Origin of the sequence: Microlunatus soli, assembly GCF_900105385.1 — a bacterium.
GTDB lineage: Bacteria > Actinomycetota > Actinomycetes > Propionibacteriales > Propionibacteriaceae > Microlunatus > Microlunatus soli.
In genome coordinates this window covers 477,177-499,724 of record NZ_LT629772.1, presented here as the reverse complement: position 1 = coordinate 499,724, position 22,548 = coordinate 477,177, and the positions used below count along the sequence as shown (strand labels likewise).

General features: G+C 64.4%; 28 protein-coding genes. 7 read left to right on the top strand and 21 right to left on the bottom strand.

What is annotated here, in order from left to right; genetic code table 11:
* Positions 1 to 27 precede the first annotated feature (27 nt).
* The 3 genes from BLU38_RS02310 to BLU38_RS02300 form a co-directional block, all read right to left on the bottom strand.
* Positions 28 to 1,083: an SRPBCC family protein gene (locus BLU38_RS02310; protein ID WP_091519245.1), complete on the bottom strand. Its 1,056-nt coding sequence runs from the start codon at positions 1,081 to 1,083 to the stop codon at positions 28 to 30.
* A gap of 2 nt (positions 1,084 to 1,085) precedes the next feature.
* Complete coding sequence (locus tag BLU38_RS02305; protein ID WP_091519241.1) at positions 1,086 to 1,670, bottom strand: hypothetical protein; 585 nt, start codon at positions 1,668 to 1,670, stop codon at positions 1,086 to 1,088.
* Between the two features lie 165 nt (positions 1,671 to 1,835).
* Positions 1,836 to 2,057, bottom strand: coding sequence for a DUF2188 domain-containing protein (locus BLU38_RS02300; RefSeq protein ID WP_091519238.1), 222 nt, complete (start codon positions 2,055 to 2,057; stop codon positions 1,836 to 1,838).
* A 126-nt stretch (positions 2,058 to 2,183) separates the two neighbouring features.
* On the opposite strand from BLU38_RS02300, the gene BLU38_RS02295 reads away from it, so the two are divergent.
* Together BLU38_RS02295 and BLU38_RS02290 are read left to right on the top strand one after the other, a co-directional pair.
* A complete protein-coding gene (locus BLU38_RS02295; protein ID WP_091519234.1) occupies positions 2,184 to 3,074 on the top strand; it encodes an SDR family oxidoreductase in 891 nt (296 codons plus the stop codon).
* A 103-nt stretch (positions 3,075 to 3,177) separates the two neighbouring features.
* Positions 3,178 to 3,369 carry a hypothetical protein gene (locus tag BLU38_RS02290; RefSeq protein WP_091519230.1) on the top strand — a complete coding sequence of 64 codons (192 nt, stop codon included), beginning with the start codon at positions 3,178 to 3,180 and terminating at the stop codon, positions 3,367 to 3,369.
* A 77-nt stretch (positions 3,370 to 3,446) separates the two neighbouring features.
* Here BLU38_RS02290 and BLU38_RS02285 read toward each other — a convergent pair whose 3' ends face one another.
* From BLU38_RS02285 to BLU38_RS02265, 5 genes are all read right to left on the bottom strand, one after another.
* Complete coding sequence (locus BLU38_RS02285; RefSeq protein WP_091519226.1) at positions 3,447 to 3,773, bottom strand: plasmid stabilization protein; 327 nt, start codon at positions 3,771 to 3,773, stop codon at positions 3,447 to 3,449.
* A 136-nt stretch (positions 3,774 to 3,909) separates the two neighbouring features.
* Positions 3,910 to 6,096, bottom strand: a complete 2,187-nt coding sequence (locus BLU38_RS02280) for a catalase (protein WP_172836049.1) — start codon at positions 6,094 to 6,096, stop codon at positions 3,910 to 3,912.
* Between the two features lie 101 nt (positions 6,097 to 6,197).
* Positions 6,198 to 7,202, bottom strand: coding sequence for a DNA topoisomerase IB (locus tag BLU38_RS02275; protein ID WP_091519220.1), 1,005 nt, complete (start codon positions 7,200 to 7,202; stop codon positions 6,198 to 6,200).
* A 14-nt stretch (positions 7,203 to 7,216) separates the two neighbouring features.
* Positions 7,217 to 7,666 (bottom strand): SRPBCC family protein, encoded by a 450-nt coding sequence (locus tag BLU38_RS02270; RefSeq protein WP_091519216.1) that lies wholly within the window; start codon positions 7,664 to 7,666, stop codon positions 7,217 to 7,219.
* Between the two features lie 66 nt (positions 7,667 to 7,732).
* Entirely contained in the window at positions 7,733 to 8,197 is a 465-nt protein-coding gene (locus tag BLU38_RS02265) for an ANTAR domain-containing protein (protein WP_157683168.1), read from the bottom strand.
* 279 nt (positions 8,198 to 8,476) lie between these two features.
* Here BLU38_RS02265 and BLU38_RS02260 point away from each other — a divergent pair, with 279 nt between their 5' ends.
* Positions 8,477 to 9,118: a response regulator transcription factor gene (locus tag BLU38_RS02260; protein ID WP_091519208.1), complete on the top strand. Its 642-nt coding sequence runs from the start codon at positions 8,477 to 8,479 to the stop codon at positions 9,116 to 9,118.
* A 419-nt stretch (positions 9,119 to 9,537) separates the two neighbouring features.
* Entirely contained in the window at positions 9,538 to 9,702 is a 165-nt protein-coding gene (locus BLU38_RS30715) for a hypothetical protein (protein WP_157683167.1), read from the top strand.
* Positions 9,703 to 9,741: 39 nt separating this feature from the next.
* Here the strand turns inward: BLU38_RS30715 and BLU38_RS30710 are convergent, their stop codons facing one another.
* From BLU38_RS30710 to BLU38_RS02225, 8 genes are all read right to left on the bottom strand, one after another.
* Positions 9,742 to 9,885 carry a hypothetical protein gene (locus BLU38_RS30710; protein WP_157683166.1) on the bottom strand — a complete coding sequence of 48 codons (144 nt, stop codon included), beginning with the start codon at positions 9,883 to 9,885 and terminating at the stop codon, positions 9,742 to 9,744.
* 247 nt (positions 9,886 to 10,132) lie between these two features.
* Positions 10,133 to 10,654 (bottom strand): DUF5709 domain-containing protein, encoded by a 522-nt coding sequence (locus tag BLU38_RS02255; RefSeq protein ID WP_231920144.1) that lies wholly within the window; start codon positions 10,652 to 10,654, stop codon positions 10,133 to 10,135.
* Between the two features lie 79 nt (positions 10,655 to 10,733).
* Positions 10,734 to 11,636 (bottom strand): DMT family transporter, encoded by a 903-nt coding sequence (locus tag BLU38_RS02250; protein ID WP_091519204.1) that lies wholly within the window; start codon positions 11,634 to 11,636, stop codon positions 10,734 to 10,736.
* A gap of 11 nt (positions 11,637 to 11,647) precedes the next feature.
* A complete protein-coding gene (locus tag BLU38_RS02245) occupies positions 11,648 to 11,881 on the bottom strand; it encodes a hypothetical protein (protein ID WP_091519202.1) in 234 nt (77 codons plus the stop codon).
* A gap of 183 nt (positions 11,882 to 12,064) precedes the next feature.
* Positions 12,065 to 12,319 carry a hypothetical protein gene (locus BLU38_RS02240; RefSeq protein WP_091519199.1) on the bottom strand — a complete coding sequence of 85 codons (255 nt, stop codon included), beginning with the start codon at positions 12,317 to 12,319 and terminating at the stop codon, positions 12,065 to 12,067.
* A gap of 163 nt (positions 12,320 to 12,482) precedes the next feature.
* Positions 12,483 to 13,115: a carbonic anhydrase gene (locus BLU38_RS02235; RefSeq protein ID WP_091519195.1), complete on the bottom strand. Its 633-nt coding sequence runs from the start codon at positions 13,113 to 13,115 to the stop codon at positions 12,483 to 12,485.
* 48 nt (positions 13,116 to 13,163) lie between these two features.
* Positions 13,164 to 13,328 (bottom strand): hypothetical protein, encoded by a 165-nt coding sequence (locus tag BLU38_RS02230; RefSeq protein ID WP_157683165.1) that lies wholly within the window; start codon positions 13,326 to 13,328, stop codon positions 13,164 to 13,166.
* Between the two features lie 106 nt (positions 13,329 to 13,434).
* Entirely contained in the window at positions 13,435 to 13,977 is a 543-nt protein-coding gene (locus BLU38_RS02225) for a cysteine hydrolase family protein (RefSeq protein WP_091519189.1), read from the bottom strand.
* 212 nt (positions 13,978 to 14,189) lie between these two features.
* Between BLU38_RS02225 and ligD (BLU38_RS02220) the strand changes: the two genes are divergently transcribed.
* Together ligD (BLU38_RS02220) and ligD (BLU38_RS02215) are read left to right on the top strand one after the other, a co-directional pair.
* Positions 14,190 to 15,158, top strand: coding sequence for a non-homologous end-joining DNA ligase (gene ligD / locus BLU38_RS02220; protein WP_091519185.1), 969 nt, complete (start codon positions 14,190 to 14,192; stop codon positions 15,156 to 15,158).
* Positions 15,155 to 16,039 carry a non-homologous end-joining DNA ligase gene (ligD, locus tag BLU38_RS02215; protein WP_157683164.1) on the top strand — a complete coding sequence of 295 codons (885 nt, stop codon included), beginning with the start codon at positions 15,155 to 15,157 and terminating at the stop codon, positions 16,037 to 16,039. Before ligD (BLU38_RS02220) ends, ligD (BLU38_RS02215) begins: the two co-directional genes overlap by 4 nt.
* Before the next feature lie 4 nt (positions 16,040 to 16,043).
* On the opposite strand, the gene BLU38_RS02210 is transcribed toward ligD (BLU38_RS02215), so the two are convergent.
* The 5 genes from BLU38_RS02210 to BLU38_RS02180 all read right to left on the bottom strand — a co-directional run bounded on the left by BLU38_RS02210 (position 16,044) and on the right by BLU38_RS02180 (position 21,362).
* Positions 16,044 to 16,661, bottom strand: a complete 618-nt coding sequence (locus BLU38_RS02210; protein ID WP_091519178.1) for a DNA polymerase ligase N-terminal domain-containing protein — start codon at positions 16,659 to 16,661, stop codon at positions 16,044 to 16,046.
* Between the two features lie 316 nt (positions 16,662 to 16,977).
* Positions 16,978 to 17,298 (bottom strand): hypothetical protein, encoded by a 321-nt coding sequence (locus BLU38_RS02200; protein WP_157683163.1) that lies wholly within the window; start codon positions 17,296 to 17,298, stop codon positions 16,978 to 16,980.
* Positions 17,299 to 18,132: 834 nt separating this feature from the next.
* A complete protein-coding gene (locus BLU38_RS02190) occupies positions 18,133 to 18,717 on the bottom strand; it encodes a hypothetical protein (RefSeq protein ID WP_091519163.1) in 585 nt (194 codons plus the stop codon).
* Positions 18,718 to 19,114: 397 nt separating this feature from the next.
* Positions 19,115 to 20,341 carry an IS256 family transposase gene (locus BLU38_RS02185; RefSeq protein WP_091519160.1) on the bottom strand — a complete coding sequence of 409 codons (1,227 nt, stop codon included), beginning with the start codon at positions 20,339 to 20,341 and terminating at the stop codon, positions 19,115 to 19,117.
* 319 nt (positions 20,342 to 20,660) lie between these two features.
* The gene (locus BLU38_RS02180) at positions 20,661 to 21,362 is read right to left on the bottom strand and encodes a GAF and ANTAR domain-containing protein (protein ID WP_091531690.1); all 702 of its coding nucleotides are present in this window, start codon (positions 21,360 to 21,362) and stop codon (positions 20,661 to 20,663) included.
* A 534-nt stretch (positions 21,363 to 21,896) separates the two neighbouring features.
* On the opposite strand from BLU38_RS02180, the gene BLU38_RS02175 reads away from it, so the two are divergent.
* On the top strand, positions 21,897 to 22,448 hold the full coding sequence (locus BLU38_RS02175; RefSeq protein ID WP_231920143.1) for a DUF4383 domain-containing protein: 552 nt from the start codon (positions 21,897 to 21,899) through the stop codon (positions 22,446 to 22,448).
* Positions 22,449 to 22,548 lie beyond the last annotated feature (100 nt).

Sequence of the window (22,548 nt, the reverse complement as noted above, 5' to 3'; positions counted from 1 at the left end):
TCCCTTCCTCTCGGGTCGAGGCCCGGACTACCTGCGGCCACTCTCTGTAGCATCTTCTTCTTCGTCCTGCTCGCCGTCTTCGTCCTCGTCCTGCTGCTCTTCGTCTTCGTCCTGCTGCTCTTCGTCTTCGTCCTGCTGCTCTTCGTCTTCGTCCTGCTGCTCTTCGTCTTCGTCCTGCTGGCCGTCGTCTTCGTCCTGCACGCCGTCGTCGGAGCCGGCGTCTTGATCGTCCTCCTGCTCCGCGTCGGCCCTGCGGTCGTCCTCGAGGCCCTCCTCGTGGGTCCGGATCACCTCTTCGTTCTCGATCTCGCCGCGCCAGCCTTCGACCTCGTCCGGATTGAGAATGGTGTTCATCATCACGTGGCGCCGGAAGTGCTTGATCTCCAAGCGCGCTCGACGGCCCTGGGCTCGCCACAGGTTCCCGGTCCGTTCGAAGAGGCCCTGCGGGTAGTACTCGAGAGTGATCAGGATGCGGGTCAGCCGCGGACCGATCTCGTGGAACGTCACGCAACCGTCGACATGGCCCTTCTGACCTGTCGATCGCCAGATGATCCGCTCATCGGGGATCTGATCGATGATGGTCGAGTCCCAGGTCCGGTGCGACCAGAACACCTGGCCTTTCATGGTGACCTTCGGTTGGTCCTTCTCCTGCTCGGCGTGTTCGAGCTTCTTCATGAAGCCGGGCCAGTCCTCGTACTGGGTCCACTGGTTGTAGGCAACACGGACCGGGACCCCGACATCGATGCTCTCGACGAAGTTCATCGCCTTCGTGGCAGCTGGCACCTGATTCTTCCCGCCACCGGACCCGCCGCTACCGGGCAGCGCCTCCTTGGCCTTGTCGGCAACGGCAGATACGCCGCCCTTCAATGCTCCCTTCACCGGTGAGCCGCCCTGAGCAGCCTCTTCTGCGCCCTTGGCCGCGGCCTTCTTGGCTGCGCCGCCACCGTCGGCGATATCGGTCAACCTGTCGGTCAGCCCGCTGACCTGATCCTGGATCTTCTGCATGGCGCGGTCACCCAAGGCGTTCAACGCGTCTTGCAGAGCACCCTTCAGCCCGCCGGAGTCCGTTGCACTCGCAGCCATCTTCAGCTCTCCTTTGCCGACTGTTTGGTTGACGAGGACTTCCGCCTGCTGGAGGGCTTCTTCGCGGTGGACCCTCCGCTCTGATGGCTTCTGGCTGATCCCGTCTTCGCGGATGATGATCTTGAGCGACCACTCTGGTCGGAGTCGGAATCCGAATCGTCGTCATCCTGATTCGAGTCCGTCATGTCATCCTCGGACTGATTGACGTCCTCCTGACTCTGATCGGTGTCGTCGTCCTCCGCGCCGGCGTCCTGATCGTCAGCTTCGTCCTCTTCGGACTCGCTCTCCGAGCTGGGTGTCCCATCACGGAGGCGGTCGGTCATCTTTCCCAGCCATTGCTCCGCCGAATGGCTGGCGGCACGCTTGCCGGCATCGGCGAGACTGCCGGTGACCTGCTCCCGCAAACCGGCGAACTGATCACTCTGCTGCAGTGTCTTGAGCCCCTGACCGGCCAACTCCAACGGATCCTTCGGCAGCTTGCGTCCAGCAAGGATCAAGCCCACAGCGATCGCGAGCTTGAGCTTTTTCGTGCGCCCCAGCAGATAACCTGCCGAAACGGCGGCCGCCACCTTCGCTCCGGTGTTCATAGTGCCCCTTCCCGACTTCCGCATCTCCTCATCGGACCTGCCGCCCGGCGAGTAGTTGCCTCGATTGGCTGTACGGCGTCTTGTGCCGGCCGATACCCGGACGACGATGGTTCTAAACCCCGTTGCCGAACTCGCCCTCCGGTTGTCGTCAGGTGCACATGCGGTTCAACCGCTCGGCGGAAACGGCTCGGTGTCGTAGGTCTGCTGCCGGTCGATGTGACCGTCGTGGCCATGGATGATCACCTGGGAGGGCCGGACCAGGTCGGCTTCGGCCTCCGCCGCCTTGATCGCGGCTGCCGGTGAGTTGTGATCGGTCGACGACCGTCCATTGCTTTCGACCTTCCACAGGTCGCTCTCCGGCACAACGTGAAACTGTGCGTACCCCATTGTCAGCTCCTTGGCTCGCTACGCGCTACCACGGCTCGTTACCCGCTGCGACCACCGCCAACCCTCGGCCGAGTGCTTCGACTGGTAGCTCCGTGGGTACTGGGTCACCGAGGAAGAGGAGTAGCGATGCCGACAGAGCAGACCGACGATCCGCGAAACCGAAGCGGCCGGCCCGAGCCGCACAGTGATCAACTGGAACATCCGGGCCTCACCGAACAGATGACCGAGGAGCCCGACCACGGTGAGCAGAGCTATCGGGGTAACGCACGACTGGTCGGCAAACGCGCGCTGATCACCGGCGGTGACTCCGGGATCGGTCGTGCCGTCGCACTCGCGTTCGCCCGTGAAGGTGCCGATGTGGCGATCAACTACCTTCCCGAGGAAGTGACCGACGCCCGACGTACCGCCGAGCTGATCGAGTCGGCCGGGCGGCGGGCGGTCCGACATCCGGGCGACATCACCTCGGAGTCGACCTGTCAGCAGCTCGTCGACGACGTGATCGACCAGTTGGGTGGCATCGACATCCTGGTCAACAACGCTGCCCATCAGATGGCACAACCGGGTGGCATCAAGGACATCAGCAGCGAGCAGTTCGATCGGGTGATGAAGACGAATCTGTACGCGATGTTCTGGCTGTGCAAGATGGTGGTGCCGCAGATGGCACCGGGCTCGGTGATCATCAACACCGCGTCGGTGCAGGCGGTGGCCCCATCCGCGCAACTGCTGGACTACGCCACCACCAAGGCAGGGATCCACAACTTCACCCGCGGCCTCGCCGCCGAGCTCGCCGACCGCGGAATCCGAGTGAACGGGGTCGCGCCGGGGCCGATCTGGACGCCCTTGATCCCGGCGACGATGCCACCGTCCCAGGCCGAGCAGCACGGCGAGTCGACACCGCTGCGACGTCCGGGGCAGCCGGCGGAAGTCGCACCCGTGTACGTCTTCTTCGCATCAACCGACTCGTCCTACATCACCGGCGAGATGCTCGGTGTCACCGGCGGAACGCCCGTCTCCTGATCTTGCGTGCGGTAGCACCACAGAACACCGAAGACGAGGGGCCAATGCCGGTGACGAAGGCGAGCAGCTGGAAGGAGTCGAGGGATTCGATGAAAGGAGACCGATGCCCTGGCAGGGAATACAGGTCGGAATCGTGATCGTCGTGTTGGCGCTGATCTTCGCCGGTGGCGTCGGTATAGCGACCGGGCGCTGGTGGATGATGATCAGCGCCGGCGTCGTGCTGCTGGCGGTCGCGGCGGGGCAGGTGTACCTGGCCCGCCACCGCCGCGAGTGGACGAAGAAGCATGACACCTGATGATCATCTGCGTAGCGAGCCGGAGGCTGATACCTACGGCTCGCTACCCTACGCCTCAGTGACCTGATCGATGCCGATCAGCGTCCGACGGCCTTCTCCAACTGTGCCTTGTTCATCTTGGACCGGCCCTTGACGCCCTGCTTCTTGGCGTCGTTGTACAGCTGGTCCCGGGTACGGCCACGAGGTCCCGACCCGGACTGCTTGCCGCCACGCCGGTAGGCCGAGGTGTCCTCGGTCGACGTCTTGCTCCGCTGCCGGGACTCACCGGCCTGGGCGCGCTGCTTGTTCACCGTGCGAGCGGCAATCTCTTCGGCGCGGTCGGTCGAGCGGCCTTCCTTCTTCTGACCGGCCTTGATGTGCTCGTACTGCCGCTCCTGCTTCTTGGTCCACGCTTCTTGCGGCATCTCAACTCCTCGATGCGGTTGACCTGACTGGGGGACCGCTACCGGCCCTCCAGTGCTCCGGTACCCGATCGCTGCCAACCGAACCACCCATCAGCACGGCTCGGACTCACCTGGGACAGCCACGATGCAGACGAGTTCAGGCAGGGACAGCCGGGAAACGATCCCAGGCACGGTGGGTTCCCAGCAGCCGCCGGACTTCGTTCAGCACGGCCCCCGGCGCGGGGTCGGTGACGATGCCGACCCCGGAGTAGTCGCCGGCAATTCGCAGCGCATCCGTGCCTGGGCCCCAGGCGCCGATGATCTTGGCCTGGCGGAAGCACTCCGCGATCAGCAGCATCACCCGTGGATCCAGCTGATCGTCGCCGGTTGCACCGGCCTTGGAGTCCCGGCTGACCTGGGCATCGGGTGCGGGCGCCGGGCAGCCAGCCAGCAGCACCGCATCGAATTCGACCGACCGGGTGTTGCTGAACGTCCGCTGGATGGGGATGTCCTCGATGCTGCCGCCGTGCGCCGCGATGATCAACGGCACCATCCCGGTCGAGCTGATCTCCTCTCGCAGCTCTCGGAGCTGCGCTGCGTCGGGGTCGGCATCGGTGACGATGCCGACCAACCGGCCGTCGAGCGGCCACTCCCGTCCGACCTGGGACAGCGCCGGGCTCGGCGACATCTCCACCGGCTGCTCGGTGGCTTTCGGCACGCCCAGGCCGAGTCCGGCGGCGACCTCTGCGCAGAGGGTCGCATCGATGTTGGCCAGCGCGATCAGTTGGCGTTCCTTGATCGCCTGCTCGTACACCTTGCTCAGCTCGAAGGTGTAGGCGCCGATGATGTGCTGCTGCTCCACCGGACTCATGCTCTGCCAGAACAGTCGCGGCTGGCTGAAATGATCATCGAAGGAGGCCGGTTGGGCGCGAACCTTCGCCGAACCGTCGGGGATCGTGACCGCGGCATCGACGAACGGCTTGTCCGCTGTGCCGGCGAAGAACGGGCAGCCGCCGTCCAGCGAATTGGGTTTGTACGGTGCGACTCCGTTGTGGACGGCGTCCTGGTGGAAGCCGTCGCGGAGCATGTCGTTGACCGGAGCATGCGCTCTGTTGATCGGGATCTGGTTGAAGTTGGGTCCACCGAGCCGTGTGATCTGGGTGTCGATGTAGGAGAACAGTCGCGCCTGCAGCAGGGGGTCGTCGGTGACGTCGATGCCGGGCGGCAGGTGGCCGGGGTGGAAGGCGACCTGTTCGGTCTCGGCGAAGTAGTTGCTGACATTCTTGTTCAGGGTCAGCAATCCGATCGGCTGAACCGGCACCAGCTCCTCCGGAACGATCTTGGTCGGGTCGAGCAGGTCGATGCCCTGGAAGGTCTGCTCCGGGGTGTCGGGGAATGTCTGGATGCCGAGCTCCCACTGCGGGTAGCCGCCGGCTTCGATCGCGTCGGCGAGATCTCGTCGATGGAAGTCCGGGTCGATCCCGTTGATCAGTTGGGCCTCCTCCCAGGTCACCGAGTGCACGCCCAAGCGCGGCTTCCAGTGGAACTTGACCAGCGTCGAATCGCCATCGGCGTTGATCATCCGGAAGGTGTGCACGCCGAAGCCCTCCATCATCCGAAACGAGCGGGGGATGCCGCGATCGGACATGTTCCAGATGGTGTGGTGCTGTGCCTCGGTGTGCAGTGAGACGAAGTCCCAGAACGTGTCGTGCGCACTCTGGGCCTGCGGAATCTCCCGATCGGGGTGCGGTTTGGCTGCGTGGACCACGTCGGGGAACTTGATGCCGTCCTGGATGAAGAAGACCGGAATGTTGTTGCCGACCAAGTCGAAGGTTCCCTCGTCGGTGTAGAACTTCGTGGCGAACCCGCGGGTGTCGCGTACGGTATCGGCGGACCCGCGGGAGCCCAGCACCGTGGAGAACCGGGTGAAGACCGGAGTCTGTTTGCCCTTGGCCAGGAACCCGGCCATGGTGATCGGCTCCGCAGTCCCGTATCCCTCGAAGACACCGTGTGCTGCGGCGCCGCGGGCATGCACCACCCGCTCCGGGATCCGTTCATGATCAAAATGGGTGATCTTCTCTCGCAGATGATGATCTTGCAAGAGGCTCGGTCCTCGCTCGCCGGCCTTCAGCGAGTGATCGCTGTCCCGCAGTCGAGCACCCTGGGACGTGGTGAGATGCGCACCCTGTTGGCGGCCGGCCTCGGGCGTTCCGGCCGGAATTCCGGTGGGCGTGCGTGCCTCCGGTGTGTCCTGGTCGGGTTTGGAGTCGGCCGGCTCAATCGGCTCGGTCGGCTCGTCGACCGGTGGAGTCACACTGCTCGGGCGTCCGGGAATCATGGTCATGGCGTGTCCTTCGCTGGCTGAGGCGTTCCTGGCCGCTTGAGCTATACCCGGTTCGTGATGGTCAACGCAGAAGGCCAGCGAGGACAGCAGTCCCGGTGTGCTCATCCCTGTAACAGGCGCAGGACTGACCGTTCCGCCCTGTCTCGGACCGTGGCGTCGCTCTCGTCGATCGGGCCGGGACGTTGCGGGCCGGCCGCGATCGTCTCGCCACGCTCGAAGAAGTCGAATAGGCGCGGGTCCACGTACGACTTGCGTGCGGTTGTGGGTGTGTTGCCGAGGTGATCTGCTACGTCGTCCAACACCGAACGCTCGATCGCCCGGGAAGCCCGCAACGAGCGTGGCGGGTCTGCCTTAGCCAGTTCGACCGCCGCCAGCACGGTTGCGCTCCAGGTCCGCAGGTCCTTTACGGAGAACTGTTCACCGGCGAGTTCCTGGAACCGCTCGTTCAGGTCCGCCGACCTGAGCTGGTGAACGGCACCGCGCGATCGATACACCAGCAGCCGGTCTGTGTCGCTACGGATCCGTCGGAGTCGGGTGACTGCGTGGGCCAATGCGGGATCACGCAGACTCATCGTTCTGTCGATACCGCCCTTGGCGGTGTAGGAGAACGAGAGCATCGAACCGTTCACTCGAACCTGGGATCTGAGCAGCGTGGCGACGCCGTAGGAGCCGTTCTGTTCGAGGTATTCCTCTCCGCCGGTGCGGAACACTCCATGATCAAGCATTCTCAGCGCTACCGCGAGGGTCCGCTGCCGCGGCCAACCGTGTCCATCAAGTTGTTCTTCGATCGACCGCCGAATCCGTGGAAGCATTGTGGCGAGCTCAATCGCACGGGCGTGTTTCTCTGTATCGCGCCGCCGACGCCAGTCCGGGTGATACAGATATTGGCGTCGGCCGGCAGCGTCGGTGCCCTCGGCTTGCAAGTGGCCGTTGTCCCACGGGCAGATCCAGACCTCCTGCCATGCAGGGGGGATCGCCAGTCCGCGGACCCGTTCTGCTTCTCCGGCAGCAATCCGGGAGCCGTCCGGGCGGTGGTAGCTGAATCCCGCGCCGCGTCGTCGTCGTGTCCACCCCGGCTGCGACGGGTCGCTACGTCGCAGCCGCACGTCTCACCACCCGTTCAGTGGATCTCGTCGCGCCAAGCGCCGGTCTCCGGCTCTGGAGACTCGATGAACTTCTTGAATCGCGCGAGATCGCTGCTCAACTGGCGTTCCGGTGCATTAACGGCATCGGCGAGCTTCTCGGTCGCGCCCTCGGTGGAGTAACCGATCGCCGCCGTCACCTTGGTGGTGGTGTCGTCGAGTTGTTCGAACGTGACCGTGCCGGAATGATCGTTGTCACCGGATGACTGCCAGGCGATCACCTCGTCCGGACGTTGTTCGGTGATCTCCGCGTCGTACTCGCGGGATGCTCCGGCAACAGAGATCTTCCAGTGCAGATGCTTGTCATCGAGCTGCTCGACGCTCTTGACACCGTTCATGAATTGCGGGAATGACTCGAACTGCGTCCACTGGTTGTACGCCTTCTGGATCGGGACGTTGACATCAATACTGTCCTGGGCGATACCCATGTCTCCTCCTGCGGTGTCGATCGATGAACAGCTGTCGGTTGTTCTCTTACCCGGTCGCTCGGATCGCTACCGGGAACGTCGTGCGTTCTGGGTCGCCTCGGTTGCGGCGGCGCCATCACGATCATGTTGGCTCGAAGGATTCGACCGATCGGTGACTGTTCGGGTCCGGCCGTTCGAGGCCTGCGGTCCGCTCCAGACGGGGTCCTGGTCGGCGAGCTTTCCCTCGGCGACGAGTTCTGCGGCAAGGTCTCGCAGCTTGCGATTGTTGTCCTGACTGAGACGCTTCAGGTAGTCGAAGGCGACGTCGGGACCGATGCCGTACCGCTCGGCCACGATCCCGACGGCGATGCCGATGCTTCGGTTGCTGTGTACGGCTTCGGTGAGGGTGGCGATTTGCTTCTCGGCCTCGGTCAAGGCCTGTCGGTAGCCCTCGAGCAGCTGTTGACTCCCGATGACGTTGCGGACCCGATCGAGAATGTCGTCCCCGTCCACACCGAGCGCCGGCCCCCGGTTGTCGCCCCCTGCTGTCATCACCTCTCCTACCGTTCGTCGCTCCCCGCACTGCCGGGCGTCACGGGACAAGAAACAGGTCCTCATGGGTCGGGGGTTCCATGAGGACCGATTCCTTGCGAGCAACGCCTGAGTTGGTCAGGCACGCGTGCAATGCGGCCGACGCCGTAAGCATGCTGCGACGACCGGTGGCGCCGGTCCGCTGCCGTGCCTGCCGCGGACCGACAGCAACCAAGCTAGGTTTCTCGAGGCGGTCGATCTTCACCCCAAGGGGTGAAATTGACCGCCTAGGGTGGTCAGATGGTCATCAGGGTGGCGTTGGTGAACGACTACGAGGTCGTCGTCCATGGTCTCGACACGATGCTCCGGTCCTACCGCGACACGGTGGCGGTCGTGGAACTGGATGCGGGCACCACCGTCGGTGAAAGCGTCGACATCGCAATGTATGACACCTTCGCCAACCCTCGCGGCGATCGCGAGGAGATTCGCCGACTGACGGCGAATCCGCGAGTGGGCAAGGTGGCGGTCTACTCCTGGAATCTCGACCCCTCGTTGGTCACGGCGGCGCTGAGCAGCGGTGCCAGCGGCTATCTTTCCAAGGCGCTGCCAGCCGGGGAGCTCGCGGCGGCGCTGACCGCCGTGCATGACGGTGTGCAGGTGCGCCCAGCCCGTGCCGAAGGGCGGACATCGGCGATCGTCGGTGGTGACTGGCCGGGACGGGAGGAGGGCCTGAGTGCTCGCGAGGCAGAGGTTCTCGCGCTGATCACCCGGGGGCTGAGCAATCAACAGATCGCTGATCGGGCTCACCTGTCGATCAATTCGGTGAAGACCTACATTCGCAGCTGCTACCGGAGGATCGGGGTGTCGAACCGGACCCACGCGGTGCTCTGGGGTATCGAGCACGGCTTCCGGCCGACCCGGCAGCCCGGCTCGGAACGGTGAACCGGCTTCGCCTCTGAAGGGAAGATTCGATGTGTCCGAAACCGGAAATGTCCGTTTTAGGACAAATGAGGATTTTGGTGCTAGCGTTCTGCCAGGAAGTACGCCGAGCCCGCAGAAGCCCGGGAGACCTCTGCGGTTCGGTGAATGGGACTGGCAACGCCGTGATTCGGGGGAGTCGCGGCGTCGAGTGTGGGCAGGGCAGCTCCAATGTCGGGGGATACGGGCTGCAGCAACCTGCCGGAGAGCGATCCACCGTCGGTGGGTGAACTCACGCACGCGGGCCAGGACTTGAAGCGGTGCGCCGCCGCCATCAGCTGGCGGCGCACCGTTCTTCCGGCCCGCGTCCATCCGGACGGTGGCCAGGTCGTGACGAAGTCACCGCGAGGCGTCGGGTCTTTCGGTGGCAGGCAAGGTGGGTAGTGATCAATCAATGGGGGCTCTACGCGGGTCTCGACAGCAATGAGGCCTCGGTCGCTCAGCCGGCGGAACCGGAGCCCTCTCGGCTGCTGACCATGGTGGTGGCCTGCATTGTGGCGATCGCTGCAGTACTGGCAGCCACCGTGGTGTTGTACCGCATCGGCTGAGCTTGACGCGTTGGCGCCGTTGGACAACCACACGATGCGTCAGCCCGGAAGCAGCGGCTCCGGTTCGGCGAAGTAATCCGGCGTATAGGAATCGGGGAGGTCATCGACCTCCTCGTCGTCCTCCCACGCGTCGACGAAGGCCGGGTCAGGTTCGAAACTGCCTTCAACGTCGGCGCTTGTCACGGCAGCCACGCTCCCATCGGGTCACACCGGCGATCTCCGGTGACTCAGGTCTACCCGGTCGGAGGACAATAAACCAGGCAATCCAAGCTCGGGTTTGGGTTTCTCGACCGCCCCGACGCCCGCTGAGCCGTTGGCCGGAACCCGGCTCGGGGTTTCGACCCCAGCCACACACCCTTTGAGCTGGGGCTCTGCTGACCTCCTCGCAGAGACTCCGGGAACTGCCGTCACGGAGGGGCCGTTCGGCATCTCACGCCGAACCGTCGCGTTCGGCCGGCTCGTCGTCGGTCAGATGGACGGCGGCCTCCTCGGCACTGGCTGCTGCGCCGTCAACGCCGACGTCCTCACCGAACAGTTCCGGTTCCCGGCCCTCGCCGATCCCGTGGTCTGGGCTGACCAACCGGCCGGCCCGCTCGTCGCCGACAGCTGCCGCCGAGGCCGCACTGTCCAGCTCGTCGGTCGCATCGCCGGATCCTCGGTCCGCAGTAATCGGTGGCTCGCCGATCGGAACGGTGTCGTCCGACCGCTCTTCGTCCAGTCGTTGGTCCATCGTCTCGTCCGGTCCGTTGCGTATCAGCCCCGACCATCCTTCGGGCGTCGTCAGACCTTCGTCCAGGACGTCGTCGACGTCGCCGTCGTCGAATCCGACGTCGGGCTGGAACGGATCCTGATCGAGTTGCTCGGACGGCTCGGGGATCTCGGCGTATTCACTGGGATCCAGAGCATCGTCCGGGGCGTCGTTCTGCTCCACGGCGTCGTCGTACTCCGTCATGTCATCACCTCCATGGTCGCTGTTGCCGTCCTGTCCATCGGAGAAGCGGCATCTGCTCACCCGACCGTCTGTGTGCTGCTTACCCTGTGACGGTGGGACTATCGGCCGTCCTCCTGGTCGGATGATCGTCGGGCGAAGATCTCGCCAACGCGATGACCCCGATGCTGATCATGATCAATCCGCCGCCCTGGGCTGCCATCAGGAGCGCCGATTCGGCCGGCCGTTCGGCAAAGACGACCCAGCCGAAGACCAGACCGACCGCAAGCTGACAGAGGTTGAGGATCGGCACCGTCATGGTCACTCTGGCGGTCTGGTAAGCGCGCTGATTCAACAGCACCGCCCAGGCGCCGAATCCGAGGAGAGTCCACAGCGACCAACGGCCCAGCAGGTTGTCAGGCAGCAGCAACGACCCGCCGACCACCTTCGAGTTGTCGGACAAGGTCAGCTTGACCAGACCGGCGACCAGTCCGAACAGTACCCCGGCGGCGCCGCCCAGCAGCAGCGCTCGGCGACGTCCTCGGGTGAAGGCGGTCGCAAGCAGCACGGCGGCCAGGGCCAGCAGGCTTCCGATGATCGCGATCGCGATCGCTCGCGAAACTGTCGGCGGGCGTGCGGGGCGCGGGTGCAGGGCAACCACAACAAACGACAGACCCGCCCAGGTGATCAACGACCACGTCACGTCGTGGCGGGACGGCAGCCGATGCGCCAGTCCGGAACGAGCGATCACGGTAAAGACGATGCCGCTCAAGATCACCGGTTGAACAACTGCGAGTTCGCCCAGGTGCAAGGCGGTGGCGTGCAGGGCAAAGGCTCCGGCGCTCAGCAGCGCACCGAACAACCAGCTCGGTCGGGTCAGCAGGCGGCGCAGCATCCGTCGCTTGGATGCCGACGGCGCATCACCCGCCGCCCGGTGCTGGAGTGCACTGCCGGTCGCGAACAATGCCGAGGACGCCAACGCTGCGAACACGGCTGATTGCTGCACGGCACAACCACTCAGCCGGTTTCCTGGCCACCGCGAAAGAGAGCCTGGGTGTCGATGCGCAACGCCTCGACCATGCCGAGCAACGTCCAACTGGTGCCGTCGGTGGAGTGCGCGGTGAACAGCCGCGGGCGGCCGTTCTGGTCGTACAACTCGGCGGCGATGACGAAGGCGCCGGTCATCCCTCCGGCGGAATGCTCCGCCAGTGCAGCGTGAACATCATCGATGATCGATTCGGGCTCTCGCACGCTCGCTCCTCGGGCTGCTCGTTCGGCCGCGCCGCGGCGCGGCCTGGCCACCCATCGGCTGTACCCCGCCATGGACGGGCGAACCGCGATCCGGGTGCTGATAGCTGGCTCTGGTGCTGTACCACAACCAGATGTGCCGACAACCATCTGTCGTGCTGTATCCGGCCACGCTGGTCACCAAGATCAACTACGGCATGTCAGCGCATCGGCCAGGAGGGCGCCGAAGTCCGGAGCGATGTGCTCCAGGGCAACCTGACGCGTGACCCCCAGGAGTTCCGCAACATCACGCAGATGACCGTTGATCGCCGAGTCGACGAGCGCTGGCTGAATGGTCAGTCCGCGCCGCCGGCAGCGGCATTCGACGTCGTCGGCGAACATGGCGAATACCGCAGATTCCCGTGTGACGGCGGCTGGTCCGCGGACGGGCGCATCGGTCATGTCGTCTCCTGCTCGGTATCGGGTGTCCGACCTGGCGTCGCGGCTCCGATGACGGGCCCATACCCGCTGGTCCGCAGCATTCACAGCAAAAGCCGCGCAGGTCGACGCCGAGGTACTGGGACGCCCGAAACGGTGCTGACCACCCGACCGACAGCAGACGAGCTCAGCCGATCGACGGCGTGCGAGCCAGACCGCGTTCGGCAACGAGGTCGACCGTGCCGTCGTCCAACTGATAACAAAACCCGACGACACCGACGGTGCCGGCTTCTACCTGCTGGCTGAGCGATCGCGACCGTTCGAGCAGCAGATCGGCAGTGCGACTGACGTGTTCGGCAAGGACCTCGTCCGGCGACGAACGGCCGGCGGCCCGCGCTGTCAGCACGCTCGGGGCGACGTGTTCGACCAGATCGCGGACGTATCCGCCGGGCACCGACCCGCCGTCCAGCAGTGCGGTTGCCGCGGCAACGGCTCCGCAGCCCTGGTGGCCCAGGACGACGATCAGCCGGCAGCCGAGGACGTCGACCCCGTATTCGATGCTGCCCAACACTTCATCCCCGAGGACCTGTCCTGCGGTGCGGACGACGAACAGGTCACCCAGACCTCGATCGAAGAGGATCTCCGCAGCCAACCGCGAGTCCGAGCATCCCAACAGGACGGCGAACGGACGCTGCGACTCGGCCAGTTCCGCTCGCCGTGCGGCGTCCTGATTCGGATGCTCGGCCGCTCCGGCGATGAAGCGCTGGTTGCCGGCAAGCAGCAGATCGAGAGCTTCCTGGACGGTAGGCGTATCGGTCACGGCTGCCAGCCTAGACACCCAGCCGAGACATTCGAGAACCGGGCCCGATCACCGATCGGTGATCAGCCGATCCAGATACTCTTCGACGTCGGCAAGTCGTGGGCTCACGAACTCGGGGTGCTCGACGTCGGGTGTTCCGGAGTGGATCTGGTATTCCTCGCCGACCTGGGTCAGGATCAGCCCCAGCGCGTCGGCCTTCTTGCCCACGGCCATGCGTTCTTCCTCGTTGGCGTCCATCGCTGCGCCGCTCCCATCTGGTCGACCGGTAACGCTGGATGCGTACCCACCCATCGTCAGGTCAACCGTCGGCGCAGCCGGTTCAGGTCAGGAATTCGATCAGGTCATCGGTGTCGCGGACCGTGGCGGCCATGTTGCGCTCCATCATCGTCAGCGCGGCATCGCCCAACTCAGGGTGGATGTGGGCAACTGCGTCGCGCGGCACCGCGACGTCGAAGTGCCGGATGTGGGCGTCCAAGGTGGAGTACAGGATGCATTGCTCGGTAACCTGACCGGTCAGCACGATGCGTTCGACCGCACGGGATCGAAGCAGATACTCCAATTGGGTCGCGTAGAAGGCTGAGTGCCGAGCCTTGAGCAGCAGGGGGACATCGGATGCCGGTGCGATCGGCTCGACGAGTTCGGGTTGCTCACCGTCCAGCGCCCATCTGATCAACTCGTCGCGTCCCGCTGCCCAGTCGTCGTGGTTGTCATTGACGTAGACGACGAGTGCGTCCTGGGTAGCGGCGGCATCGACCAACCGCCGGATGTTCGGCACGACCCCAGCGACCGATTCGGCGAGCGAACCGGCATCTTCGTGTTCGTACCGATTGAGCATGTCGATGACCAGTAGCGCAGTCCTCAATGGTGCTCCTCGGCCGGCCGCTCGGTGATCTGCCGGCCCATAGCTTCGCAACGTACCCCAAGATGACCGTTCCGTGACGACTGGATTCGGGAACCGCCGACACGCAAACTCACTGGGGTCGTGTCGACGCGCGGGCGCTGGGTACCACGCAACGAGACGAACCTCATCGCGACAAACACGCGCGGTGTTGACTTGGGAAGGATGGCGTATCGGTGTCGGCGACCAGCAATCCGCACGGTGTACGGCCGGCTCTGGCGATCTTGAGTCGTGAACGCCGCTATGGTCCGGGTCGGCTGTACGAACGCAAGCTGGACGGCGAACGCTGCGTGGCACGATGTGATGGCAACCGGGCGATCCTGCTCTCCCGCAGCAGCCGGGACGTCACCGACAGCTTTCCCGAGGTCGCCGACGCCGTCGCAGCGCAACCGGCAGACGATCTGCTGTTGGACGGCGAGGTCGTCGCCGTCGAGGGACATCGAACGAGTTTTGCGCGACTGCAGGGAAGAATGCAGAGCCACCGTCCCGAGCCGGCGCGGGAATCCAGCGTGAGGATCTTCTACTACGTCTTCGATCTGCTCCGGCACGACGGAGAGGACGTCACAGCTGTTCCGCTGCGGGATCGCAAACAACTGTTGCGTTCGGCAGTGCGATTCGCCGACCCGATCCGTTATGTGCCGCACCGCAATCAAGCCCACGAGGACTACTTCTCCCGGATCTGTCACCGGGGGTGGGAGGGTCTGATCGTCAAGCGCGCCGATGACGGCTATCCCTCCGGCCGGACCTCCAGCTGGCTGAAGTTCAAGTGCGAGGCCGGCCAAGAGTTGATCATCGTCGGTGGGACCGACCCAACAGGCTCCCGAGCCGGGCTGGGAGCACTCCTGCTCGGCTACAACGCTGGTGATGATCTTGTCTATGCCGGCAAGGTGGGGACCGGGTTCTCCGAGCAGGTGCTTCGGGATCTCGCCGATCGACTGGCTGATCTCGAGGTGCCGACTTCGCCCTGTACGTCCGGTCGGCTACCGAGCCGCGGCGCGCACTGGGCTCGTGCGGAGCTGGTCGCCGAGGTTGCCTTCACCGAATGGACCAGAGCCGATCAATTGCGGCATCCGCGTTACCTCGGGCTCCGCCGGGACAAGCCGGCCCGAGACGTGGTCCGGGAAGGACAGGAGATGTACCGATGACGCCGAAGGTGGACGTGGCCGGGGTGGAGATACCCCGACCCGACAAGATCATGTACCCCACGGAACGGCTGACCAAGACGGATGTCGCGACCTACTACTCCGAGATTGCCGCGGTGATGCTGCCGCATCTTCGGCGCCGGCCGATCTCGATGCAACGGTTTCCCGATGGCATCGCATCCGACGGATTCTTCGAGAAGCGCCGCCCGGACCACTTTCCCGACTGGGTCGATACGGTTCGGGTGCAGACCGAGAACGGCGCGCAAGATCAGATCAGCGTCGACTCACCCGAAACGCTGGTCTACCTGGTTGGGCAAGGATGCCTCGTCCCACACACCTGGCTGTCCCGGGCCCAACATCTGGGCCGCCCCGATCAGATGATCTTCGATCTGGATCCGAGCACCGATGATCTTGCTCTGCTGCGACGAGCGGCCCGCGCGATCCGGAGTGTGTTGGACGAGCTTCAGCTGTACAGCATGCTGAAGACGAGTGGATCACGCGGCTACCACGTGACCGTGCCGTTACAACCCGACCAAGACTATGACGTGGTCCGAGCCGTGGCCCGGCACATCGCGCAGCTGGTCTCGGAGCAGGATCCCGATCGGTTCACCGTCGAGATGCGGAAGGACAAGCGGGGGGATCGGGTGTTCATCGATTGGCTCCGCAACGGGTACGGGCAGACTGCGGTTCCACCGTATGCATTGCGAGCGCGCCCGGGGGCCCCGGTGGCGACCCCGATCGAGTGGGACGAATTGTCCCGGGTGGAGCCGGACCATTTCGATCACGGTTCGGTGCGCCGGCGGCTGGCGCAGCGCGACGATCCGTGGCAGGACTTCGAACGACGGGCTCAGCGGCTCGATCAGGTGGTCGACCAACTGCAGTGAGGCGTCAGTCCTTGAGATCATCGTTCGTCCGGCCACTGAGCACCGACTCGGGCTGAGTGCGTTCAGGCTTACGACGCCGGTCGGCATCGTCGTCATCCACCTTCACCAACAGCCAGTTCCGATCATTGCCTCGGATCCGGGTCTGCGTGAGGGAGAACTGTCCGGTCAGTTTCTCACCGAACAGTTCGACCCGGAGATGTCCAGCGACAAGCGCGTCCTCCAAGCTGATGTCCTGCTCATCGTGTCGGGTCCGGTTCTGCAGGGGGCCACGATCCCAGACGACAACGGTGCCGGCTCCGTACTCGCCGGGGGGAATGCTGCCTTCGAAGTCGGCGTAGGCTAGCGGATGATCATCGGTGCGGGTCGCCAGTCGCTTCTCCCGTGGGTCCAATGAGGGGCCCTTGGGTACCGCCCAGGACACGAGGACATCGCCGATCTGCAGCCGGAAGTCGAAGTGTAGAGACGATGCGTCATGGCGCTGGACCACGAATTGTGGTTCGTCACCGATGGCCCCGGAACCGGTAGGTTCGCCGGAGCGGTCTACGTCGCGTCGCCGACGGTACTCGGTCAATTCGGCCTGGTCGCGCCCGTCCTTGGCTCGCCGGTTGCCGTCGCGTGTCATGACCAGTAGATCCCCTCAGTCCTGCCGGCTTCGTCGTGCCGGTCGACGAGAAAGGCGTGCACTTGGGACGCGGAGTGGAAGCGGAGTCGACGTTCGGTCCGACGATCAGTGGCGTGATCAACATGCAGGTCGGCAGTACCCGTAACCGCGCGTGCCCAAACGGTCATTGGATCGAGAAGGTCGCTGTGCTTGTCGCAGGGTCGGCAGTCGGCCATCGGCTGCTCGTGCTTCAACAGGGTCAATACCCAGGCGAGGCGCTGTTACGGTATCAAGAACGCTAAACAAGTCCTGGCTACTCTGCTAAGAGACTGAATCTTCAGGTCCGGACCGGTATCGAGCTGGCGACATCGTCGACGACGTCGATGATGTTGATCAAGTTGGAGATCAGCGCTCCGTAGGTGGGCCACAGCAGACCCGTCAGTTCCTCACCTGACAGTTCGTGGGCGAGCCGTTCGGCCCGCCGCCGAAGGGGAGCGACGTCGGCGTCCGGGTCGGCGATGCGGCGTCCGGATTCGGTCATCAGCTCAAGCCACGGCTCGCGGAAGCGACGATCCCACTCGGTCGCCGTCCTGGTGGATGCGTCCACGGTCCGAGCGATCGCCCGAGTCTCCGCAATGCCGTCTTCCAGCCTGATCAACACATCACGCAAGTTGCTGGGCCGACCGCTCGCCGCGACAGTCGATACCGGACGTTGAAGTGGCGGGACTCGTGGGCTGACCGGACCACCTGCCATGCCTCCCCGAGATCCTGATCGATCGGCCGGGTACGTTCAACCCAGGAACGGGATCGTTCCTCCGCTTGCTCGGATCGGAGCTGTCCCGCCATCGTGGTCAGCAGCTGGCCAAGTTGTCATTGATGTCATCGACTCGCTGCTGAGCGCTCCGATTGTTCAAGAGTGGAAGGACGATCAGGTTGACGAGCACACCGACCCCGACACCCAGACCCGTGTCGAAAATCCGTTCCAGCAGCATGATCGGGGAGCCGGTTCCAATGGTGGTCAGCACAAAGAGTGCCGTGGTGGCGACCGTGATGCCCTCGGCGCGGAGGACTCCGAGCCGAGCGATGCTGAGGCCGACGAGCAGCGCGACCGCGATCGCGGCTGTACCGTTGCCCCGAGCCAGCGCAGCCAGGAGGACACCAGGATTCCCATCCCGGTGGACAGCACCGACTGCACGCCCCGAGACAAGGTGCGGTAGGCGGTTGCGTGCACAGCCAACAGAGCGGTCCACGGTGCAAGGAAGGGTTGGCTCAGGCCGAAGACCTCGGTGGCGAGCAACCAGGCGGCAGCGGCGGCGCCCGCCGATTTCACCAGCTGCTGCAGATCGGTTTGCGTGCTCGGTTCAGCAAGCCGGCGGTTGTACTTGAACCGCCTTCCGGCTGTCGCGATGCACGTTCCCCTTGCCTCCCCTCTCGGCCGTCGATCCACCGTCGACGAAGCCGCACGCCCTCACGGCGGTCCACTTCGGTGCGGTCAGCCGACCTTCGCAACCGTCCGGTGCGCCCGGGAACGCAAGCCTTGAGCGGCGTACTCCATCAGGCCGGCGGGACCGCGCTGCTGCTCGCCGTGTGCCGCGGCCAGTGCGATCGCTGTCCCGGTCAGCGCAGGAGTGATCCACTGCAGTGCTCTCAGCCGCCGCTGCGCGGCCTGCAGTTCCGCATCGGCGGTTGCGTCGGCCTCGGTGGGGCCCTCCGCTCCTTGGTCCTGGTGTGCCTTGACCTGCGCGCCGAGATATCCCGACCACGCCGTACTGCCCGCCGCCAGTCCGGTGACCGCGAGCTTCGTTATGGTCAGCGGCAATGCGCCAGATTGTCTCTTCAGCCGGGTCCGGCTAGTGATGAGGAGGCCGACACCGCCGATCGTGTGGGCACCGATGGCCGCGATCTGCCAGGGGAGCCAGCGCGCCCAGCCACTGGTGGACAGCCGTAGCCGTTCCGTCGGGTCGTCGGCATCGGAGGCCGCGCCGTTGAGACCGGTTGCCCCCATCAGCGAGCCACCGAACCACGCCGCCAGACCAAGATCATGCAAACTCCGCACGAGGGTGTTCCGCTCAGCCATGTTCCCACTCCTGTCATCGTCGATGCCCGTCCTGTACCCGGTTGCGACCATCGGTCACTGACCACGCGAACCGAATTGGACGTCGAGCGTCGTCTCGGTCTGCAGGCGGCGCGATGCTCGATCCCAGAAGCGCGGTGTGTCCAGCTTCCGGGGGTGCATCGGTGGGTAAGGCCAAGCATGGAGAGAGATGCTTCGTGGACCGATCCGCCCTGATCAACATCAGACAGTCTGCAAATCAGCCTCTGAGAGGGAGCCGGAAGATGAGGACTGAATTTCAAGTTTCTCAGATCAGGAAGGCTCGCACGATCGACGCCGGCGGTGAGAACGGGATCATCGTTGCGAGAAGGCGACGATAGAGCCCCGCTGAGTGGTGGGTTTTCGAGTTGATTCTCGGTGTCTAGTTGCCGGTCTCGATCGCGGCAACGGGTCCAGTATCGCTGTCGGGACGGAGTTTGGCCATGCTGGTTTCGGAGAGGTAGCGGCGTTCGGCGACTTGCCATTCGTCGTGGAGGTCGTTGACCACGGCGCCGACGAGGCGGATGACGCTGGCCTCGTTGGGGAAGATTCCGACGACGCGGGCGCGGCGTTTGATCTCGCGGTTGATCCGTTCGATCGGGTTGGTCGACCAGATCTTGGCCCAGTGACTACGGGGGAACGTGGTGAAGGCAAGGACTTCGGCTTTCGCGTCGTCCATCAGCGGACCGATCTTGGGAAAGGTTTGCGCGAGTTGGTCTCGGACTTGGTCCCAGACCGCTGCAGCTGCTGTTGCGTCGGGTTGGGCGAACGCGGTTCGGAACACCGAGGCGACCATGTCCTTGTGGGACTTGGGCACCAGCGCGAGCAGGTTGCGAGCGAAGTGGACCCGGCAGCGTTGATGCGCCACCCCTTGAAACTGCCGGTCCAGAGCGGCGACCAGACCGGCGTGTTGGTCGGAGATGAGCAGTTGGACTCCGGACAGGCCACGCTCGCGCAGGGTGCGGAGGAAACCGCGCCAGAACACCTCGTCCTCGCTGTCGCCGACGTCGATACCGAGGATCTCCCGGCCGCCGCTGGCGGTCACCCCGGTCGCCACCACCACGGCCATCGAGGTGACCTGTCCGGTGCGTCGGACATGCAGGTAGGTCGCGTCGAGGAACACATACGGGAAGCTGGTGTGGTGCAAGGGCCGGGTCCGGAACGCGGTGACTTGCTCGTCCAGACCGGCACAGATCCGCGACACCTCCGACTTGGAGATGCCGGTTCCGATGCCCAGAGCGACGACAAGATCGTCGACTGCACGGGTCGAGACGCCGTTCACCCAGGCCTCCATCACCACCGCATGCAAGGCCTGATCGATCCGCCGTCGGCGTTCCAAGATCACCGGGAAGAACGATCCCTGCCGCAGCTTCGGGATCTGGAGCTGAACATCACCGGCCTGGGTGGAGACCAGCCGCGGACGAGATCCGTTGCGCTGAGTCGTGCGTGTGTCGGTGCGTTCATAAGGGCCGGCGCCGATCTGTTCGGTCGCTTCGGTCTCGATCAATTCCTGCATCACCATCCGAACCGACTCCCGGATCAGGTCAACGCCTTCACCGGCACGAAACGCTGCAAGCAGCTCAGATGCGACAGACTGGGACAACGCCATCGGTGGGACCATCCTTCAGTGAGTACTTGGCGGTACACACCGAGAATCCCGCCGGTGGCGCCCTCAACAGCGACGACTCACCGAACCCCGAAACCCCACCACTCCAAGGGACTCACACAAGGCGACGAAGAGGACTGCCGAATTGAGCAGATGACTGCTACTCAATCGCCGCAAACTCTGCGCGGCGGTCGTGAAGTAGCACGACAGTTGTGATGTCAATTGTGTGCGGCACAGTCGCTCGTCGAGGTCTCGTGCGGGCGACGGGCATTTCGGTGTCAGCTAAAAGCCGTCCGGTGGCTACAGCAGCGGTTGCCCCGGCTCAGTTCGATGCAGATGACTCGCCGGGTGTGTGGCGGGTCTTGACGAAGTCCTCGGCGATTCGGACGAGTCGACGGTTCTCCTGTCGAGAAACCCTGACCAGAAAGGCGAATGCGCGTTCAGCTGACAGGCCGTAGCGCTCCATCAGGATGCCTTCGGCCTGACCGATCACTGTCCGGTTAGCCAGCGCGACAGTCAGCCCTTCTATCTCTTGGCTGGAGGCGATTGCTACGGCGGCATGGGCCGCCAAGGCCAGGCCCATCGTCTGATCATGGGTGTCGAATCCGTTGACGTGATCGGAATAGAGGTTCAAACCACCGTAAGAGTGTTCGCTGGTGAAGAGTTGGAAACAGAGCATGCTTTCCACGCCGAGATTGTCGTGCACCCAGGGAGCCCAGCGGGGCCACCGCGACTCATCCATCAGATGGTTCGAGCGAACTGTTTCCTCGTCACGGATCGCGTCGAGACACGGACCCTCGTCGAACTGGTACTGCTGCTCGTCGCCCTTGGCGACGACGTCGTCACTGGCCGCGACGGTCTCGATTCGACGATGCTGGATGAAACTGATTCCAGCATGGTCACACCCGCGAATCGATTCCACCGCCACCGCAAAGATGCGATCAAGGGTTGCTGTCGGGGAGGGCTGACTCAACAGTTCACGCGCGATTGCCGCGAACCGGTCGCCCGGAGCTTGAGCACGCATGATTCCTACGATGCAACGAAAGCTCGCCGTCGTCCAGACCACGACGAATCGTCCGAGTGAGGCCGCCAAGATGCGTTGCGACGAGACCACGGCCCCGACGCGCCGCCGAGTCCAGCCAGTCGACGGTTTGGCCGGCGCGCCTCAAACGCTTCCGGCACTCGACGACAGTAATCCGGAAATAGGTCGTAGGTGAGTTCGTTGCGGGTATAAGGGGACCAGGCAGCCTCCGAGGCCCAGGGGCGGATGTCTGCCGAGGCCCGGTGAGTTCAAACCACGCGCTCGCCGGGCCGCCCTCCGTGCTGCTGCCGGCTACACATCCGAGTCGGCCGTCGCAGGCGGCACAGTCAAAAGTGGCGTGCCCATCTCGAATCGTTCGTCCCGCCACGTCATGAATGCCGGGTACCCGGGAGGTCACGGCACAATCAACTGGCGAGATCAGGCCAGGATCTTGTTATCGGGTCGTGGGTTGGGTACTCGCATCGACAGGCCGCGCTGTGCGCCGTCTCCAACGATTCCCCGGAGAGGGGAGAGAACATGTCAGCATCGAACGGGGATCCCGACAACGATCCAAATCCAACCATGACGACCCCCGACTTGACGGCCGGCAACGGCCGTCAGAGTTCGACGCGGACCCCGGGTTCATCGTCGGCAAGCACGACGGTGCAGAAGGCTGCCGTGGCTGTTGGGTTGGTTTTCCTGCTCGTCGGTGTGCTGGGGTTCGTCCCCGGGATCACCACCAACTATGGCGCGATGTCGTTCGCCAGCCATATGTCCCAGGCCAAGCTTCTGGGCCTGTTCCAGGTGTCGGTGTTGCATAACGTCGTGCATCTGTTGTTCGGCATGGCCGGACTGTTCGCCGCCCGCGGTCCGAGGAGTGCCCGGCTGTACTTCTTGATCAGCGGAGCCGTCTACCTCGTGTTGTTCATCTACGGCATTGTTGTGGTCGGCACGGCGATGAGCTCGATGGCCAACTTCGTCCCCGTGAACGGCGCGGACAACTGGCTCCATCTCGTCCTTGGCGGCGGCATGTCAATCGTTGGGATCGTCCTTGGCCGGGCGGCCATCAGCGGCGCCGCTGCTACCTGACGCGCGTCACAAGACTTGATGACCGGTGATCATGTTGGTTGAGTTGGCCGGTGGGTCGAGAAGCGAGATCTCGTGCGGGTCGCAGACTGGCTAGCAGCTC

What these genes read in the sequence shown, in the direction of transcription:
- BLU38_RS02180 (WP_091531690.1), bottom strand. Translation starts at nt 21,362, where the DNA reads ATGCGTGCTCAAGCTCCGGGCGACCGGTTCGCGGCAATCGCGCGTGAA.
- BLU38_RS02285 (WP_091519226.1), bottom strand. Translation starts at nt 3,773, where the DNA reads ATGCCGCAAGAAGCGTGGACCAAGAAGCAGGAGCGGCAGTACGAGCAC.
- ligD (WP_157683164.1), top strand. Translation starts at nt 15,155, where the DNA reads ATGACGCCGAAGGTGGACGTGGCCGGGGTGGAGATACCCCGACCCGAC.
- BLU38_RS02230 (WP_157683165.1), bottom strand. Translation starts at nt 13,328, where the DNA reads ATGGCCGTGGGCAAGAAGGCCGACGCGCTGGGGCTGATCCTGACCCAG.
- BLU38_RS02255 (WP_231920144.1), bottom strand. Translation starts at nt 10,654, where the DNA reads ATGACGGAGTACGACGACGCCGTGGAGCAGAACGACGCCCCGGACGAT.
- BLU38_RS02295 (WP_091519234.1), top strand. Translation starts at nt 2,184, where the DNA reads ATGCCGACAGAGCAGACCGACGATCCGCGAAACCGAAGCGGCCGGCCC.
- BLU38_RS02265 (WP_157683168.1), bottom strand. Translation starts at nt 8,197, where the DNA reads ATGACAGCAGGGGGCGACAACCGGGGGCCGGCGCTCGGTGTGGACGGG.
- BLU38_RS02290 (WP_091519230.1), top strand. Translation starts at nt 3,178, where the DNA reads ATGCCCTGGCAGGGAATACAGGTCGGAATCGTGATCGTCGTGTTGGCG.
- BLU38_RS02185 (WP_091519160.1), bottom strand. Translation starts at nt 20,341, where the DNA reads ATGGCGTTGTCCCAGTCTGTCGCATCTGAGCTGCTTGCAGCGTTTCGT.
- BLU38_RS02260 (WP_091519208.1), top strand. Translation starts at nt 8,477, where the DNA reads ATGGTCATCAGGGTGGCGTTGGTGAACGACTACGAGGTCGTCGTCCAT.
- BLU38_RS02240 (WP_091519199.1), bottom strand. Translation starts at nt 12,319, where the DNA reads ATGACCGATGCGCCCGTCCGCGGACCAGCCGCCGTCACACGGGAATCT.
- BLU38_RS02270 (WP_091519216.1), bottom strand. Translation starts at nt 7,666, where the DNA reads ATGGGTATCGCCCAGGACAGTATTGATGTCAACGTCCCGATCCAGAAG.
- BLU38_RS02210 (WP_091519178.1), bottom strand. Translation starts at nt 16,661, where the DNA reads ATGACACGCGACGGCAACCGGCGAGCCAAGGACGGGCGCGACCAGGCC.
- BLU38_RS02280 (WP_172836049.1), bottom strand. Translation starts at nt 6,096, where the DNA reads ATGACCATGATTCCCGGACGCCCGAGCAGTGTGACTCCACCGGTCGAC.
- BLU38_RS02305 (WP_091519241.1), bottom strand. Translation starts at nt 1,670, where the DNA reads ATGAACACCGGAGCGAAGGTGGCGGCCGCCGTTTCGGCAGGTTATCTG.
- BLU38_RS02300 (WP_091519238.1), bottom strand. Translation starts at nt 2,057, where the DNA reads ATGGGGTACGCACAGTTTCACGTTGTGCCGGAGAGCGACCTGTGGAAG.
- BLU38_RS02190 (WP_091519163.1), bottom strand. Translation starts at nt 18,717, where the DNA reads ATGGCTGAGCGGAACACCCTCGTGCGGAGTTTGCATGATCTTGGTCTG.
- BLU38_RS02175 (WP_231920143.1), top strand. Translation starts at nt 21,897, where the DNA reads ATGTCAGCATCGAACGGGGATCCCGACAACGATCCAAATCCAACCATG.
- BLU38_RS02310 (WP_091519245.1), bottom strand. Translation starts at nt 1,083, where the DNA reads ATGGCTGCGAGTGCAACGGACTCCGGCGGGCTGAAGGGTGCTCTGCAA.